General features: G+C 28.1%; 17 protein-coding genes and 1 other annotated feature (1 of these 18 cut by a window edge). Of the genes, 14 read left to right on the plus strand and 3 right to left on the minus strand.

Annotated elements, in window-relative coordinates:
• Positions 1-103, plus strand: a binding site (T-box leader) (it extends 142 nt beyond the left edge of the window).
• A gap of 92 nt (positions 104-195) precedes the next feature.
• From asnS to nhaC, 3 genes are all read left to right on the plus strand, one after another.
• Entirely contained in the window at positions 196-1,587 is a 1,392-nt protein-coding gene (asnS, locus tag B2P65_RS02040; RefSeq protein ID WP_346848525.1) for an asparagine--tRNA ligase, read from the plus strand.
• Positions 1,588-2,130: 543 nt separating this feature from the next.
• Positions 2,131-2,817, plus strand: a complete 687-nt coding sequence (locus B2P65_RS02045) for a hypothetical protein (RefSeq protein ID WP_346879508.1) — start codon at positions 2,131-2,133, stop codon at positions 2,815-2,817.
• Positions 2,818-3,304: 487 nt separating this feature from the next.
• On the plus strand, positions 3,305-4,765 hold the full coding sequence (nhaC, locus tag B2P65_RS02050) for a Na+/H+ antiporter NhaC (protein ID WP_346848528.1): 1,461 nt from the start codon (positions 3,305-3,307) through the stop codon (positions 4,763-4,765).
• A 70-nt stretch (positions 4,766-4,835) separates the two neighbouring features.
• Here the strand turns inward: nhaC and B2P65_RS02055 are convergent, their stop codons facing one another.
• Together B2P65_RS02055 and B2P65_RS02060 are read right to left on the minus strand one after the other, a co-directional pair.
• The gene (locus B2P65_RS02055; protein ID WP_346879509.1) at positions 4,836-6,983 is read right to left on the minus strand and encodes a PAS domain-containing sensor histidine kinase; all 2,148 of its coding nucleotides are present in this window, start codon (positions 6,981-6,983) and stop codon (positions 4,836-4,838) included.
• A 202-nt stretch (positions 6,984-7,185) separates the two neighbouring features.
• On the minus strand, positions 7,186-7,533 hold the full coding sequence (locus tag B2P65_RS02060) for a helix-turn-helix domain-containing protein (protein ID WP_346848530.1): 348 nt from the start codon (positions 7,531-7,533) through the stop codon (positions 7,186-7,188).
• Positions 7,534-7,698: 165 nt separating this feature from the next.
• Between B2P65_RS02060 and B2P65_RS02065 the strand changes: the two genes are divergently transcribed.
• The 9 genes from B2P65_RS02065 (at position 7,699) to B2P65_RS02105 (ending at position 13,567) form a co-directional block, all read left to right on the plus strand.
• Positions 7,699-7,890, plus strand: coding sequence for a helix-turn-helix transcriptional regulator (locus tag B2P65_RS02065; RefSeq protein WP_346848531.1), 192 nt, complete (start codon positions 7,699-7,701; stop codon positions 7,888-7,890).
• A gap of 418 nt (positions 7,891-8,308) precedes the next feature.
• Positions 8,309-8,971, plus strand: a complete 663-nt coding sequence (locus B2P65_RS02070; protein WP_346848532.1) for a GGDEF domain-containing protein — start codon at positions 8,309-8,311, stop codon at positions 8,969-8,971.
• Positions 8,972-9,172: 201 nt separating this feature from the next.
• Positions 9,173-9,448 carry an ArsR/SmtB family transcription factor gene (locus tag B2P65_RS02075; protein WP_035133162.1) on the plus strand — a complete coding sequence of 92 codons (276 nt, stop codon included), beginning with the start codon at positions 9,173-9,175 and terminating at the stop codon, positions 9,446-9,448.
• 49 nt (positions 9,449-9,497) lie between these two features.
• Positions 9,498-10,433, plus strand: coding sequence for a CobW family GTP-binding protein (locus tag B2P65_RS02080; RefSeq protein WP_346848533.1), 936 nt, complete (start codon positions 9,498-9,500; stop codon positions 10,431-10,433).
• 26 nt (positions 10,434-10,459) lie between these two features.
• On the plus strand, positions 10,460-10,699 hold the full coding sequence (locus tag B2P65_RS02085) for a thioredoxin family protein (protein WP_346848534.1): 240 nt from the start codon (positions 10,460-10,462) through the stop codon (positions 10,697-10,699).
• 188 nt (positions 10,700-10,887) lie between these two features.
• Entirely contained in the window at positions 10,888-11,205 is a 318-nt protein-coding gene (locus B2P65_RS02090; protein WP_346848535.1) for an ArsR/SmtB family transcription factor, read from the plus strand.
• Positions 11,206-11,284: 79 nt separating this feature from the next.
• A complete protein-coding gene (locus tag B2P65_RS02095) occupies positions 11,285-11,695 on the plus strand; it encodes an arsenate reductase ArsC (protein ID WP_346848536.1) in 411 nt (136 codons plus the stop codon).
• A 12-nt stretch (positions 11,696-11,707) separates the two neighbouring features.
• A complete protein-coding gene (gene arsB / locus B2P65_RS02100; RefSeq protein WP_346867429.1) occupies positions 11,708-12,772 on the plus strand; it encodes an ACR3 family arsenite efflux transporter in 1,065 nt (354 codons plus the stop codon).
• A 108-nt stretch (positions 12,773-12,880) separates the two neighbouring features.
• Positions 12,881-13,567, plus strand: coding sequence for a M15 family metallopeptidase (locus tag B2P65_RS02105; RefSeq protein ID WP_346877748.1), 687 nt, complete (start codon positions 12,881-12,883; stop codon positions 13,565-13,567).
• Between the two features lie 104 nt (positions 13,568-13,671).
• Here B2P65_RS02105 and splB read toward each other — a convergent pair whose 3' ends face one another.
• Entirely contained in the window at positions 13,672-14,694 is a 1,023-nt protein-coding gene (gene splB, locus B2P65_RS02110) for a spore photoproduct lyase (protein WP_346848539.1), read from the minus strand.
• 222 nt (positions 14,695-14,916) lie between these two features.
• On the opposite strand from splB, the gene B2P65_RS02115 reads away from it, so the two are divergent.
• Both B2P65_RS02115 and B2P65_RS02120 read left to right on the plus strand, forming a co-directional pair.
• A complete protein-coding gene (locus B2P65_RS02115; RefSeq protein ID WP_346879510.1) occupies positions 14,917-16,653 on the plus strand; it encodes a DUF4153 domain-containing protein in 1,737 nt (578 codons plus the stop codon).
• Positions 16,654-16,734: 81 nt separating this feature from the next.
• Positions 16,735-17,046 (plus strand): DUF1540 domain-containing protein, encoded by a 312-nt coding sequence (locus B2P65_RS02120; protein ID WP_150846074.1) that lies wholly within the window; start codon positions 16,735-16,737, stop codon positions 17,044-17,046.
• Positions 17,047-17,158: the final 112 nt, after the last annotated feature.

Genomic DNA, 17,158 nt, shown 5'->3' on the forward strand with positions numbered 1-17,158 from the left:
CACCGTTAAAAGAGAAGAGTATCAAGAGAGATCTTTGTACTTGTTGAGTTGATCAATATGATAATTTGGGTGGTACCGCGGAATGTATCCTTTCGTCCCTGTTTTTTTAGGGAAGGAAAGGTTTTTTTATTGTCTTAAAATAGAATCATATTACCTCAACAGGCAATAATCAAATTATAAAAGGAGGATTTTATTATGGAAACAGTCTTAGTAAAAAGTCTTTACAGAGAAAGTGAAAAATACGCAGACCAAGATGTTTGTATTTCAGGATGGATTAGAACTTTAAGAAGTTCTAAAGCTTTTGGTTTTATAGAAGTTAATGATGGTAGCTTCTTTAAAAACCTTCAAGTTGTATTCGAGGATAGCCTTGAAAACTTTAAAGAAATAGAAAAGTTAAGTATTAGCTCATCTATAATAGTTGAAGGAAAGCTTGTATTAACTCCAGGAAGTAAGCAACCTTTTGAAATTAAAGCTACAAAAATAGTAATAGAAGGTGAATCAAGTAATGAGTATCCACTTCAAAAGAAGAGACACACCTTTGAATATTTAAGAACTATAGCTCACTTAAGACCTAGAAGTAATGCTTTTTCAGCAGTATTTAGAGTACGTTCTTTAGTTGCATATGCAATTCATAGATTCTTCAATGAAAGAGGATTTGTTTATACTCACACTCCAATAATTACAGGAAGTGACTGTGAAGGTGCAGGGGAAATGTTCAGAGTTACAACTATGGATCTTGAGAACATCCCAATGACTGAGGATAAGAAAATAGATTATAAGAATGACTTCTTTGGTAAGGAAACAAACCTTACAGTTAGTGGTCAGCTTGCAGCAGAAGCTTATGCTCTTGCATTTAGAAATGTTTATACTTTCGGACCAACTTTCAGAGCTGAAAATTCTAACACTGCAAGACATGCGGCAGAGTTCTGGATGGTAGAGCCAGAGATAGCTTTTGCAGACCTTAAGGATGACATGACATTGGCAGAAGATATGATAAAGTATATTATAAACTATGTCCTTGAAAATGCTCCAGAAGAAATGGAATTCTTCAACAGCTTTGTAGATAAGGGATTACTTGAAAGATTAAACCACGTTGCAACTTCTGACTTTGGTCATGTAACTTATACAGAAGCTGTAGAATTATTAAAGAAATCAGATAAAGAGTTCCAGTACCCAGTAGAATGGGGTTGTGACCTTCAAACAGAGCATGAGAGATATCTTACTGAGGAAGTATACAAAAGACCAGTATTCGTTACTGACTATCCAAAGGAAATCAAAGCTTTCTACATGAGAATGAACGATGACAACAAAACTGTAGCAGCTATGGACTTATTAGTTCCTGGTATAGGAGAAATCATCGGAGGAAGCCAAAGAGAAGAAAGATATGATCTTCTTGTAGACAGAATCAACGAATTAGGATTAAACCCAGAGGACTACTGGTGGTACCTAGAATTAAGAAAATTTGGTGGCACAAAACACGCTGGATTTGGTCTAGGCTTCGAAAGAATGATAATGTACGTAACTGGAATGAGCAACATCAGAGACGTAATACCATTCCCAAGAACTACAGGAACTGCAGAATTCTAGGAGAAAATTTAATAGAATAAATATGAGGGTAAAACGAAAATTTTACCCTCTTTTGTGTTTAAGCATATATCAACTTATTTAATAGCACAGTATAATTTATAAAAAAATTTTAAATTATAATCTTAACTATGTAAAACTATAACTATATTAATATTTTTATAGGAAACTAGCTTTATATTTAACAATAAAACTATTTAACTATTTGTAGGCGCCATAGGGGTTTCAAGGATTTTATACATATTAAAAGATACTGAAAGCATGTTAAGTTAGAGTTAATTAAAGATTCAAAGGCTTCACCTAAGTTTTATGGAGAATAGATAAAAGTATTTAAATGAATATGTTTATGATAAAATGATAATGATTAATTTAGGACATGATATTATAAAATCTTTTAAAATGGTAAGATAAATCATATAACATTATAGGTTTTATGAAAAAGGTGGATATGTTGTTACAATTTATGGTGCTGATAATACTTCTTTAGAAGAACTTAAGAAAGTAGCAGAAAATATTAAATGTGAAGAGATTCCTGGAGAATTTATTGTGATTCCTGCATTTTCAGATGAACTAAAAGATGTAGTAGATAATGATAAAGAAGAGATAGAATATGTAGAACCTGGAATTTCAACTGATCATGTATTTAATATTGATGAAGAAATAAGTGATGAAGCGTTCCCAGATGAAAACCCAACTTTTACTGTAAATAATATTGAAGTATTAGATAAGTTACCTGAATTAGATAAAAATAAGTTCTCTGACTATAATGAGTATCTTACATTTATAAATGAAGATGGAACACTAAAGGATTATGAAAGAGTTAACGAGGAAAAATGGGAAAATAATAAAATGAATACTATTACTGAAACAGTAGGAATGAAGTATGTTTATGTAACTTTAACCATGAAGAATCCTTTTGATAAAGAACTAAAAGATATAAATATTTATCCGAGAATTGGGTTTATGAAGAAAGCATCAAATAGTAATCTCCAATTTCTAAGTGATTATTGGGGTAATGGTAATAACCTTCAAATGGATAATGCACCAATATACTTTGATCAATCAGATTATGAAGGAAAAAGCTTTTTCTTCAGTGATTTTTCACCGAATGAAACAAAAGAAACTCATTTAGTTTACGCAGTAGATGAAGATAAAATTGACAATGCTTATATTAGGTTTGAGCAAAGTGGAACTACGTCTTTTGTTGGAAATTATATTAAAGTAACTAAATAAAAATTTAAAGGTATATCTCAAAATATTTTTTGAGATATACCTTTTTTACATTAATAATATAATAGAGTCATTGATAGAATAAATAGATTTATCAACAGTTTCTGAGGCTTTTTATTGTTAAAAATAACTTAAATAAGAGTTATAAAGTTAACAATTATCTCTTATTAAAAAAACTTACAACTAATTAATGTAAATAGAAATATAAAAATACATAAAAATACATAAAAATACAAAATGAATGAATAAATAAACAAATTAAACGGTAAACTTTATTGAAATTTCACAAAATTCATGATATATTCAATATATTAAGTGGATATTTATTCATAATTATATTTAAATTAAATATAATTATATATTTTACTATTTATTACATATAAAGGGGTATAAAATAACTATAGATAAATTATTTAATTCACGCTTATAAGTATTTTTTTATAAGAAAATACTTAAAGATAAATATTTAATTAACAAGGGGGACTAATTTATGAATAAGGGGAAAGAAATTAAAAAACCATCGCTGCTAATAGCAGTGATACCATTTGTGTGCTTAATTTGCTTTATGCTATTAGGTGTACTAGTATTTGATTCAGCACCACAGATACCATTAGTTATATGTTGTGCTATTACCGCCATTATAGGGAAATTTTTAGGTCATAGTTGGGAAGATATGGAGGAGTCAATGATAAAGACAAACTCCATGGCTATGCAAGCTAACTTTATTATTATGATAGTTGGTTGTTTAGTAGGAGCTTGGATTGCGGGTGGAGTAGTTCCGGGAATGATATTTTATGGACTTAAATTATTTACACCAACTATGTTTTTATTCTTGCTTCCAATAATATGTGCTATCGTTTCTGTTTCAACAGGAAGTGCATGGACTACAGCAGGAACTATGGGAACAGCAGCAATGGGTATAGGTGCTGGTCTTGGAATACCTTCTGCAATTGTTGCAGGGGCAGTTGTTACAGGGGCTTCTTTTGGAGATAAGCTGTCACCACTTTCAGATAGTACAAATTTATCAGCAGGTGTAGCGGGAGTAAATGTGTTTGATCATATAAGACATATGTTGTATACAACAGTACCAAGCTTTATAATTGCTGTAATTCTATTTGCGATAATAGGCTTAGGATTTAGAAATACAGCAGTTGCTGATACTAGTCAAATAAATGCTATTTTAGAAACATTACAAGGAAGCTTCAATATTAGTCCAATAATATTTATAGCACCACTTTCAGTAGTTTTAATGATTATATTTAAAGTTCCAGCAATACCAGGAATGTTAGGTGGAACTATTATAGGAGTTTTATTTGCACTAGGACAAGGACAGACTATTTCAAGTATTGTACAGTCATTATTCTATGGATTTGAGATAAGCTCAGGAAATGCAATGGTTGACTCACTCCTTAATAGAGGCGGTATGCTTGGAATGATGGAAACTATTTCTTTAGTTATGTGTGCATTATGTTTTGGTGGACTTGTAAAGCAAATAGGTTGTTTAGATACTATAATAGCTAAAATTCTTACTTTCTGTCACAGCAGAGGAAGTATTGTTCTATCAAATATTATAAGTTGTATCGCTATGAACTTTATGGCTGCTGATCAATATATGGCAATAGTTATACCAGGTCAAATGTATAAACCAGTATATGAAAAGTTGAATTTACATCCTAAAAATCTTTCAAGAGTACTTGAAGATGCAGGAACTTTAACTTCAGGGCTGGTGCCTTGGTCAACTTGTGGGGCAGTATACTTTACTACTTTAGGAGTAAGTGCTTTTGCTTATGCACCATTCCACTTCTTGGGACTAATTAATCCTATTATATCTGCAATATATGGATATACGGGATTTGCAATGAAGCCATTAGATGAAAGTAAACCAATATCTAAAGGATTAACAGCTGAGGATTTTATAAAAGAAGAAAATGATAAAGAAATTGTAGCTTAAGAATACAAATAAAAAATGGAATTCCTTATTATAAGGGATCCCATTTTGTTTTTATTCTTTGTAAATTATTTTAATTAGGATAAGAATATATGTCTGAAAATTCAATCTTAAGTCTCTCACCTCTAGAGTCTATAACTTTATTATAGAAATAATTAATTTTACTATCTTTTTCAGAGGTTGTAGGTAAGTAAAAGATAAACTCTGAACCTTTGTCTATAGTCTTATTTACCCATATTTCGCCACTATGAAGTTCGATAAAGGATTTTGCTAAGGGTAATCCTATTCCACTTCCTTCAGCTCTTCTTATGAATAAATTATCCACCTGTTTAAATCTTTCAAATATAATATCATAACTATCCTTTGGTATACCTACACCATCATCCTTTACAGAAATATATAGTCTATGCTCATCCCAGTTAGTTGTTAGTGTAATCCATATGTTGCCATTAACTTCTGTGTATTTTATGGAATTAGAAATTAAATTTAAAATTACTTTTTGAATTTTTTCAGGATCACAATCCAGAAATACTTCTTCTTCATTAGTATCAAATATTATATTTTTACCCATTTTCTTTATATATTGAGAAACTGAGTTCACCACATCTTCAAAATAGGTAATAGCATTAACATTTTCTTTGTATAGCTTTATATTGGTGCTATCAACTTGGGTCACATCAATTAGGTTATCAACTAATCGAAGAAGTCTATATGAGTTTTGTTTTATCATATTAAGACGATTATAGTAAATACTATTATTATCATTTATACTATTATAACCATTAAGCTCTAACTGAATGCTTGCTAATATTATATTTAAAGGAGTTTTAAATTCGTGGGAGATATTTGCTAGAAAATCTGTTTTAAATTTCTCACATTCTACTTTTTCTTCTAAAGAGGCAACTTTTTCTTCAAGTTTTGAAAAGCTAGTTACATCTTTCCCCGTAATAAATATTTCCTGTGTTTCTTGTTGGTGATAATAATACCATTCAATTAATTTGAAAGAATTGTTTTTGCATTTTACTTCACATATTCCACCATAAAATTTTTTGTTATAGGTATGCAAAATATCTTTGAAATTTATACTATTATTTGTTGATTTTATTAGTGTCTGAATAGGAATTTTTTTCAAATCATTAAAGTCCCAGCCCAATATGAAAGGTATATTAGAACTTATTTTTTTAATATATCCCTTAGTATCTATAATCGCATATAAATCAACTGCTATATTAAGAAATCTACTCAATTCATTTTCAAGTTTAATCTTTTTTTGTAACTGATCTGTCAATTGGGTAGATAAATATATATTTTTTAGTAATAAGGCTAATCGCTTAGAAGTCCTTACAATATATTTAGCATTAGATTCTGTGTCAAATGACTCATTATAATATAAATTTAAAACACCTAGAAGTCTGGAGTTATTATAGACTATAGGTATAACAATTATATAATTATCTTTAAGAAAATACTTATAGTTTTGACAAAAACCATTATTACAATAAAAATTTTCACAGTTTTTTAAAGGTGTGGGTGAGTTTATTTTAGTAGAAATATTTATTAATTCGTCTTTATAGAAATCACTTATAGAAAAGGTATCATTGCCAGATATGCTTTCAGTAACTCCTAGTGACATTTGCTTTATTAACATTTTTTTAGAATCATCATAGATCCAAAGGCTTGTACCATTTATGTCTAGGGTTTCATATATATCCATAAGATATTCATGAACTTCTTCATAAGAAACTTGTTCACGTTTTTCTTCACTTTCAGTAATTAGATTGCATAGTGTTTTATATTTATTGTCTATAATAAAATTGTTATAGTATAGTTCATCTGTATTAATAACTTGTCCAATAGCTAAAAAGGAGTAACAACTATTGTCCGAATTTATAATGGGAATTTTGTGAGTTTGTAAAATAACTTCTCTACCTTTTATATATAAATATTCATTCATAATACTTTTTTTCTTTTTATTAATAACATTTAAATCATCTTTAATGACAAATTTAAAACTAGAGTAGTCGAAGATATCAAGACCGTTACTATACAATAAAGTATTTTTATCCTCTCCTAGAAGATTACATAATGCGTTATTGACTGCTAGATATTCTCCATTTATATTTTTTATCCATATACAATCATCAAATTCATTTAAAATAGGGATTAATACATCTATAGTTTCTTGATTTAGGTGTGTTTTATTGAAAAGATTATTATACACAGCAATCACTCCTATTTAAGAATATATATTATGTTTCAATTATATAATGGAATGAAGAAAAATGAAACAAATATTACAAAAAAAGCCATAATACGGGATGGATGTTATAAATAATATAAAATAAATTAAGTAATAACATAAATTAGATTTAAAGTTTAATTTGATTAAATAGTATTAAAATTATTTATATAAATTTATATATTCATATCTTTTTTTGTGCTTCTCGAACATGTTTTTTAGCTTTTAGATAGCAGATTAGTTCTATTTTGTCATCATAACTCCAAGATGAGAAGTCATTTAGTAGCATTGATAATACTGCATCTAAATCAGTACATATTAAATTAGATGGAGTTTTATCATCTTCTAATAAATAGGATATAGGTACATCTAAAGCATTACAAAGTATTTTTAAAGTAGATATAGAAGGATTACTTCTATTGTGCTCAATATCACTTATAAACGATATTGATAAATTTGTTTTAGTAGATAATTCTTTTAAAGTTAATCCTTTAGATTTTCTAAGGTCTCTAAGTTTTTTTCTTGAATTCATATATATACCTCCAATAAAGTACGTTATTTACGTACTTTTATAATAAAATTATAGTTTAAGTATTAGTATAAGTAAACGAACAAAAAATATGTATAGACAGTAAAAAAATCATAAAACTATTGATTTTTTACTTTATTAGCGTAAAATAGTGTTTGGGGTGATAGAGTGGAAATAGGAAAAAAAATCAAATTTATTAGAAAATCAATGGGCATAAATCAAAATAAATTGGCTCAATTATCAGGTATATCTAACACATACTTATCTGATATTGAAAATTTAAGAACAGTGCCATCTCTAAAAACTCTAAATAGTTTGGCTATTGCACTTGAGGTTAGTTTGAAGGATCTCTTAGATTAAAAGTTATATAAACAAATGATAAAAATATACTATAGACTAAATGGAAAAACGGTAGAATAAATAATTTATTCAAATGTTAGAATAAATACTAACTATAAAATTTTAACTTAATAAATATTAAGGATAATATTTATACAAAATAAAATTACTTAGATAACATAATTAACTAATGAAAATATTGCTACAATATATTTAGAAGGCAATCCAATATGAAATTATGGTTGTCTATTTTTATAGATGCATAGTAATAGGATATACTAAAGCTTAAATTTTTAGTCTAATGATTTAGTATTATTGTACGAATGTTTAATCTGTAGGTTAAAGTTATGACGGAGCAAAATCATTATTTACAGAAATAGTTGAGAGGAAAATTATCATACTTTACCCAGAATGGGGAGGAGCGATAAGAGTAGTTTTTATGAAGTTAGGAAAATATAAAAAAAAACTAATAGTACTATTTCCATTGCTACTATTAGTTAGTATAATATTCATCAAAGAAGAAAGTCTGTGTAAGTTTATAAATATATTTTTAATTATTACAGTATTTGTATTAGGTATAAGAAACAATGCAATATCTATAATAAATAAGGAGCTAAAACTAATAAGTGAGAGAGATTTTTTAACGGATACATATAATAGAAGATTTATGCATTTGGAATTATTAAAAGCCTGTCAGAATAAAGAAGTTATTACGTTTCTAATGGTAGATATAGATGATTTTAAACTATACAATGATAACTATGGGCATGTTCAAGGAGATAAGATTTTAAAAGTAGTATCAAAAGCTTTGAAAGATATATTTAATGAGGATGTAGTCTGCAGGTATGGGGGAGAAGAATTCTCAATAATATCTAGGCTGGATGAGAAAGAGACTATTGAAAATATAAAAAGGTTTATGAAGCATCTTAGGGAACTTAATATTATTCATGAATGTTCACAAGTTAGCGATAGAATAACTGTTAGTATAGGTATAGAAATTACTAGAATAATTAATGAAGAGGATATATATAATTTAGTAAAAGAAGCTGATGAAAAGTTATATTTATCTAAATCATTAGGGAAAAATACATATACAATGTAAATTTAGGATTTAAGAAATTTAGATATCTCAAAATTACTAAAAACTTATATAGAGATAGCTATTTGCATTTAATGGAATCACATATTGTTTTTTAGGATTTGTAATAATTGAGATTAAAAAGTCATATAGACAAATATCTATATGAAGGATATAATAGGGATATAAAATACTTATAAATAGAAGATTAGGAGATAGAATTTTATGAAATATGATTATGCAGAATATGTTCAAATGTTTAAAGCATTGGCAGATGAGACTAGACTAAAAATTATTAATATGCTTACAGAATCAGAGGAATTGTGTGCATGTAAAATTCTTGAGAATTTTAATATTACTCAACCTACCTTATCTTATCATATGAAGATTTTAACAGATAGTGGATTGGTTCTTGGTAACAAGGATGGCTCTTGGATGAAATATACATTAAATTCAGAGAGAATTACTGAATTGAGAAGTTTTTTAAACTCTAAGAACTAAAAAATCTAAGGATATTTCTTTATATTATTAATCTACAGGAGGGCAAACCATGGAGAAAAAAATTAATTTATATGTATTAACTGGATTTTTAGGTTCAGGTAAAACTACAGTACTTTTAAGGCTATTAGATGTGTTAAAAGGAAATAAGGTTGGAGTTATACAAAATGAATTTGGGAAGCTAGGCATAGATGGAACTATACTTAAAAGAGATAATATTGAGATGGTAGAGATTAATAGGGGATCTATCTTTTGCTCATGTTTAAAAATATCCTTTGCTCAAGCTTTAGCTGAAATGAGTAAACAGGATTTAGAGTATGTCTTTGTAGAGAGTTCAGGCCTAGCAGATCCATCTAATATAGAAGAGATACTTAAAGGTGTAAAGGTTTTATCACCTGAAACAACCTATGATTTAAAGGGAGTATTATGCTTAATCGATGGAATGAACTTTAGAGAGCAATTAGAAGATTTAGAAACAGTAAATCGTCAATTAAAGCATTGTCATATGGCTATCATAAATAAGGTAGATTTAATTGAAGAGGAAGAGCTAAAGAACGTAATTAAAGAAGTTAGACTGGTAAATCCAAAGTGTGATATAGAAACTTGTTCCTTTGGAGAGTTTAGTATGGACTTTTTAGATAAGGATCTATTAGTAAATCAGTGGGCTGAAGGAGAAGAGTCTACAAATACTGTGGAAAATAAGCCAAAAAGCTTAACTATGAATTTTAGTAGTGTTGTAAGCAAAAATAAAATGGAAGAATTCTTAAATTCTATAAAGAAGTATAGCTATAGAATAAAAGGCTTCTTTAACTTAAATGATGGATGGCAACAAATAGATGTGGTAGGAAAAAATATAGATTATAAGCCATGTGAACCAAAGGAAGTTTCACAACTAGTGTTTATATCTAAAATAGGACCTAATATAATAAAGCCTATAATTAATAATTGGAATGAAATTGTAGGAGAAAAAATGGAACTTAAAAATTAAAGTTTTGAATTTTAGGAGGAGTTCATATGGAATTTAAGGTTTTAGGAGAAGGGTGCTCTAAATGCACTAAACTTTATGATAATACTTTGGAAGCTTTAAAGGAGTTAGGGATAGAAGCTGATGTCACTAAGGTTGAATCTTTAGTAGATATTATTTCATTAGGAGTTATGACTACTCCTACTCTCATGATAAATGGTAAACCAAAGGCTATGGGACAAGTTTTATCTACTAAACAAATAGTAGAGTTAATAAAAAAATCTATATAGTAAAAGTTTTAGAATAAGTAACTAGATATTAAATTTAGTTACTTATTTTTAATTATACAAATAAATCATTCTACATAGTTAAGAATAAATCTAGCACAGGGAGAAAAATTAAATAAGCATATTGACACTATATAGGTGATGGTCTATATTATAAACATAGACAGTTATCTATATAAGGAGGCGTTAAAATGAATTATGAAGAAAATGCAAAAATTATAAAAGCATTATCTGATCCAAATAGGTTAAAAATAGTAGACATATTATCCTGTGGGGAAAGATGTGCATGTGATATTCTAGAACATTTTGATTTTACACAACCAACTCTTTCACATCATATGAAGGTGTTGATGGATTGTGGTCTTGTTGAGAGTAGAAAGGATGGACTGTGGAGTCATTATTCTTTAAATAATACTAATTGTAATAAATTAATATTGTTTTTAACAAGTGTTACAACAGATAAAGAGGAGTGTATTTGCAAAGAAAAAGAAAAGTGTAGATGTAAATAAATCCATGTTATATATAGATATTTTTAAAATAAAAAGTGTGAAAACCATACACTAACCAATTAAGAATGGAGGAGTTAATATGAAACTAAAGGTGGCATTTATATGTGTTCACAATTCTTGTAGATCTCAAATGGCGGAGGCCTTAGGAAAGTTATATGAAGGAGAGGTTTTTGAAAGTTATTCTGCAGGGACCCAACTAAGACCTACAATAAATCAAGATGCGGTTAGAATAATAAATGAGCTATATAACATTGATATGAATGAGACTCAGAAATCTAAACTGCTAGGAGATATACCTGAGGTAGATATAGTTATTAAAATGGGTTGTAATGTTGTATGTCCTATTTTACCCGGAAAGCATATAGAGGATTGGGGATTAGAGGATCCAACTGGAAAGTCAGATGAAGAATTTATTAAAACTGCTAAAATTGTTGAAGAAAAAATTAAAAATTTAGCTAAGAGAATAAAAAATAAAGAAATTGAATTATAGGAGGTTTATCTTATGGGTAATAATAAAGAAAATAGTGGAAAAGGGTTAGGTGTTTTTGAAAGATACTTAACTCTATGGGTTGCCCTTTGTATTGTAGTGGGAATATTGGTTGGTCAGTTTTTGCCTATGATACCTAATACTCTAAATAAGTTTGAGTATTATAATGTGTCAATACCTGTGGCTATACTTATATGGTTAATGATATACCCTATGATGTTAAAGATTGATTTTGGAAGTATAATTAATGCCACTAGAAAACCAAAGGGACTTATAGTTACTTGTACAACTAATTGGCTTATTAAACCTTTTACAATGTATGCTATATCAGCATTTTTCTTCTTTATAGTATTTAAGGGCATAATAGCACCAGAACTTGCTAAGGAGTATTTAGCTGGAGCAGTGCTTTTAGGAGCTGCACCATGTACAGCTATGGTATTTGTTTGGAGTCACTTAACTAAAGGGGATCCTTCCTATACTTTAGTTCAGGTAGCAGTTAATGACTTGATTATTTTAATTGCATTTGCTCCTATTGTAGCTTTTTTACTAGGTGTTGGAGATGTAGTTATACCTATAGAAACTCTTGTATTATCAACAGTTTTATTTGTAGTTATACCATTAGCACTGGGATTTATAACTAGAACATTAATAATTAAAAACAAAGGAATAGATTATTTTAATAATGTATTTTTAAAGAAGTTTGATAATGTTACTATAATAGGATTATTACTGACTTTGATTATATTATTCTCCTTCCAAGGTGATACTATTTTAAATAATCCTGTTCATATAGTATTAATTGCAGTACCACTTATAATTCAAACCTTCCTTATATTTGGAATAGCTTATATTTGGGCAAAACTTTGGAAGTTGCCACATTCTATAGCAGCACCAGCAGGAATGATTGGAGCAAGTAACTTTTTTGAATTAGCAGTAGCAGTAGCAATTTCATTATTTGGATTACAATCAGGTGCTGCATTAGCTACAGTTGTAGGTGTATTAGTAGAAGTACCTGTGATGCTTACCCTTGTTAGAATAGCTAATAATAGTAGAGGTTGGTTTACTAAAGAAGGAGAATAGTTTAAATTTCATGTCTTAATAAATAAGTAATAAATTTGTAAGCTTTAAGTAATAAATAATAATCTCATAAGGTTTAAAATAAGTATATGAACTTAAGGAGATGGTCTTATGGGAAAAAAGAAAAAGGTTAGAAAAGCAAGAAGAGTTATATTGAAGTTACTAGTAATAGTTATATTAGGCATGTGTGCTACAAATTATTTAATCAATAAATTTCATTTGAAATCAGAGGGATATTTTATTATTAATGATTATGATAAAGTAGTGGTAAATAAAAATTATGCTTTAACATCAGATTATAAGCCAAAGGATTTAGTTTCAGTAAATATAGAATTCTTACCAGAATCCACAGAAGAAGAAAGATATATGACAAAGGAGTCTGCTAAGGCTTTAGAGGAACTAGTAGATGCTGCTTCAAAGGATGGGGTTTACTTATGTGGTTTATCAGGCTATAGATCTTACAAAACACAAAAAAGTTTATATGAATATAATGTGGAAACCCAAGGAAAATCTTATTCAGATAAATATGTAGCAAAGCCTGGAGCAAGTGAGCATCAACTAGGAGAGGCTATGGATTTAGCAACTAGTTCTGGATGGATATCTGAAGGATGTCCAGAAGCTAATTGGATAGCTAATAATGCATATAAATATGGATTTATAGTAAGATATGAGTCGGGAAAAGAAGATATAACAGGATATAATTATGAACCTTGGCATGTGAGATATGTGGGTAGTGAAATGTCAGAAAAGATTTATAATGATGGAATAACCTTAGAAGAATTTGCTGAAATTAATTAAATAATATATAAACATAGAATAAATCAAAAGATATAAAAACAATTTTATAACATTAAAGAAGCCAAGTTATATAAGGTAATATAGCTTGGCTTTTGCATTTAACATTATATTATATACTTTATAACTTTATTATTAAATATAGAGTCAATTTCTAAACTAAAAAATTCTTTCATCTCTTCTAACTGCTCTTTTGTATATACATATTTACCATATCCAAATTGTCCATATTTATATTTTCTTTCCTCATCAACCATAGGAAGTGTTGTTTCAGGAAATACTTCTAGAATTATATTTTTTGCTCTAGGAGTATACCTATGAGATATTATTTCAAAGGTAACAGGAGTAGTTAAGTTATCAGGAAGCTTATCCTTAAGGTTTAATAAAAGTTGTTTATAATCGTTTTTCCAACCTTCATAAAGAAATACTGGCGCAATAATAAAACCTATAGGATACCCAGCATTAGCCACCTTTACACTAGCTTCTATTCTTTTATCTATAGAAGCGGCTCTATTTTCAAAGTCACTGATTACTTTATCTGTATTTAGAGTAAATCGAATTTCTGTATGTCCCTTGTGATCTATATCTAATAGACTATCAACATCATTAAACTTTGTAACAAAACGAAATAGTCCATGATCGCTATTAGCAAAGAATTCTATAGCTTTTTTTAAACTATTAGTATAAGGTTCTATAGGTATAGGATCAGAGGTGGCAGAACCTTCAAATAAAGTTTTAGAAGGTAATCTTTCTTTAATATATTCATTTGCTTGATTTAGAATATCATCTATATTTACATTAATCTTTATATAAGGTTTATCACCTAGATTTGTATTTAAGTAGCAATACTGACAATGGGCAATACAACCGGACACTAGGGGTAACTGCCAATTAGCAGAAGGTTTACAGGATTGAAATTTACTTCTTTTTTTTATACCCACAACTAGGGTATTCTTACCTTCACTATAAAAGCTATGCAAATTTTCACCAGGAATTCGCTCTTTAATCTTATTAGAAGTTAATTTTATTATTTCAATATTTTTATTATCCTTAAAAGTGTTATAAATATTTTTGCCTATTTCATAATCCAAGGATCCTTTTTCAAATAATATTCTTTTAGGAATAAACATTAAGTTCTTTAGTAGAAGCAATGGGCTTCAAACTAAAGGTCACCTCCTTTATATTTAATAGGAATATTCTTTACATATATGATAATATTATGTGTAATAGATAAATGTTTTAATTTAGATGATATGGTATAATGGGTGTAATTTACAGTGGTACATAAATAGTTATCTAAAGGTAACTATAAAACATAGAAAAATAATTTTATAATAAAGGGGGGCATATTATTGTATATTAAAATTTTGGTAAATGGATGGAAAAATTCTATAAAAGATTCAGTAAAAAGATTTCCTATACCCATATTTTTATCTATAGCTGCAGTTATAACTTTAATCTATATGGGAGAAAGTATTGGAAGTGACGAGGAATTAAGACGTGTTGTGATGACTTTAGTACTTGGTATTCCAGTATATATTTGCATTGAATTATATTTTGAAAGAAGAAATAAATCTAATGAGAAGTTTAAATATCTAATTTATATTATTGCAGCTATTTGTTTAGCAGTCTACGGATATTTTTGTCTTGGAGATTTAAATATGGTTCAGATTACTAGATATGTTGGTCTTATTATAATATTTATTACAGGGTTCTTTTTTACTCCATATATTTATAAGGATGGAAGTTTTGAGATGTATGTAATAAAGGTTTTAGGAAGATTTTTTACAACAGTTTTATATTCTATAGTTTTATATTTAGGATTAATAGCAATATTGTTCACCGTAGATTATCTTTTTGGAATAGAAGTTAAATATGAGATATATTATTATACATGGCTTATAGTTGTAGGAGTTTTTGCACAATGCTTCTTTCTTGGAGGAATCCCAGAAAAGGAAGAAGTTATAAAGGTTGAAAAGTATCCAAAGGTGTTTAAAATATTAATGATTTATATAATTATGCCATTAATTTCTATATACACAATAATCTTATATATATATTTTGCTAAGATAATTATTACTAGACAGTGGCCTGAAGGATTAGTTTCTCATTTAGTATTATGGTATGGAGTAATATCAGCAGGAACCTTGTTTTTAACTTCACCAGTAAAGGAAAATAGTCCTTGGGTAAGCAAGTTTGTAAAGATGTTTCCAAAGGCAATACTTCCTCTTATAGTACTTATGTTTATTTCTATGGGAATAAGAGTTAATGCCTATGGAATAACTGAAAATAGATATTTTGTTTTAGCACTAGGGATTTGGGTCTTTGGAATAATGATATATTACTCAATAATTAAGAAAGTAAAAAATATTATACTCCCAATATCTCTTACTATAATTACTTTTATATCAATTTGTGGACCTTTGAGTAGTTATAATTTATCTAAGTATAGTCAAAATAAAAGATTTGAAAAGTTCCTTATAAAAAATAATATGATTGAAAATGGTAAAATAGTTAAAGCTATAGATCCAGTTTCTAAAGGTGATCAAATAGAACTCAATAGTATTTTGGATTATTTTAATAGAAAACATGAATTAAAGGATATTAAATATTTGCCAGATAATTTTACTATAAGTGATACAGAGAGGGTACTAGGAATAACTTATTCTAATTTAAATTATGAAAGTAGATATGAACATTTTTATTTTATAAGTGAAGAAATATCAGAGCCTATAGAAATAAAGGACTATGATTACCTTTTTAACATTATAAGTTATCAAAGTGCTGCTAATAAGAATTCTTATGGAATTACAGTTGACTATAATAAAGCATCTAATGAACTTAAGATATTAGAGAAAGGTAAAAAGATATATAATAAAAATTTAAATGAGTATTTTAATAGGATAATAGATAAATATGGTGTTAATAAAACAAACTCCATACCTGTAGAAGATATGCAATTTGAAGATGAAACAGATAAAGTTAAAATTAAAATAAAAATTGATAACTTTTCTGGTCGTAAGGATTTAAATTATGACCATATAGAGTCTACAGAAATTCAATTTTCCGTATTTGTAAAGATAAAGTAAAAGAACAATAAAATTATGTAAGAATAATTTGCCTACTAAATTGAAACAATATTATTGAAATAAACTTTAGGAGGCATTCTTATGACTAAATTAAAATGTGATGCATGTAGTTGTGCATATAATAATGATTATTATTGCTGCATTGATTCTATTCAAGTAGGTGGAAGAGAAGCTACTCATAAATCATCTACTTGTTGTGATAGTTTTGCAGAAAAAAGCGGAGCTATGTCAAATAGTAATCAAAGACCTAATCCAGAAATGGTAGTAGGATGTGAAGCTACCAATTGTGTTTATAACGAAAACCATAAATGTGATGCTTCAGAAATTTGTATTTCTGGAGACCATGCATGTAAGCCAAGAGAAACAGAGTGTGCTACATTTCATTGCAAGTAAAGAAAAATACTATAAGTAAATATAAAGAACAAGCTACTATTATGAAATTTTCTGATTAAGTTCGGTTAAATTTTATAGTAGTAGTTTTTTACGTATATAAGTGTTTAAACAG

Source organism: Clostridium sp. UBA3061 (assembly GCF_002367465.1).
Classification (GTDB): domain Bacteria; phylum Bacillota; class Clostridia; order Clostridiales; family Clostridiaceae; genus Clostridium_J; species Clostridium_J sulfidigenes.

Bases quoted from the DNA above. Each gene is read 5' to 3' on its own strand.
- asnS (WP_346848525.1), top strand. From the start codon at position 196: ATGGAAACAGTCTTAGTAAAAAGTCTTTACAGAGAAAGTGAAAAATAC.
- nhaC (WP_346848528.1), top strand. From the start codon at position 3,305: ATGAATAAGGGGAAAGAAATTAAAAAACCATCGCTGCTAATAGCAGTG.
- B2P65_RS02060 (WP_346848530.1), bottom strand. From the start codon at position 7,533: ATGAATTCAAGAAAAAAACTTAGAGACCTTAGAAAATCTAAAGGATTA.
- B2P65_RS02070 (WP_346848532.1), top strand. From the start codon at position 8,309: ATGAAGTTAGGAAAATATAAAAAAAAACTAATAGTACTATTTCCATTG.
- B2P65_RS02075 (WP_035133162.1), top strand. From the start codon at position 9,173: ATGAAATATGATTATGCAGAATATGTTCAAATGTTTAAAGCATTGGCA.
- B2P65_RS02080 (WP_346848533.1), top strand. From the start codon at position 9,498: ATGGAGAAAAAAATTAATTTATATGTATTAACTGGATTTTTAGGTTCA.
- B2P65_RS02085 (WP_346848534.1), top strand. From the start codon at position 10,460: ATGGAATTTAAGGTTTTAGGAGAAGGGTGCTCTAAATGCACTAAACTT.
- B2P65_RS02090 (WP_346848535.1), top strand. From the start codon at position 10,888: ATGAATTATGAAGAAAATGCAAAAATTATAAAAGCATTATCTGATCCA.
- B2P65_RS02095 (WP_346848536.1), top strand. From the start codon at position 11,285: ATGAAACTAAAGGTGGCATTTATATGTGTTCACAATTCTTGTAGATCT.
- arsB (WP_346867429.1), top strand. From the start codon at position 11,708: ATGGGTAATAATAAAGAAAATAGTGGAAAAGGGTTAGGTGTTTTTGAA.
- B2P65_RS02105 (WP_346877748.1), top strand. From the start codon at position 12,881: ATGGGAAAAAAGAAAAAGGTTAGAAAAGCAAGAAGAGTTATATTGAAG.
- splB (WP_346848539.1), bottom strand. From the start codon at position 14,694: ATGTTTATTCCTAAAAGAATATTATTTGAAAAAGGATCCTTGGATTAT.
- B2P65_RS02120 (WP_150846074.1), top strand. From the start codon at position 16,735: ATGACTAAATTAAAATGTGATGCATGTAGTTGTGCATATAATAATGAT.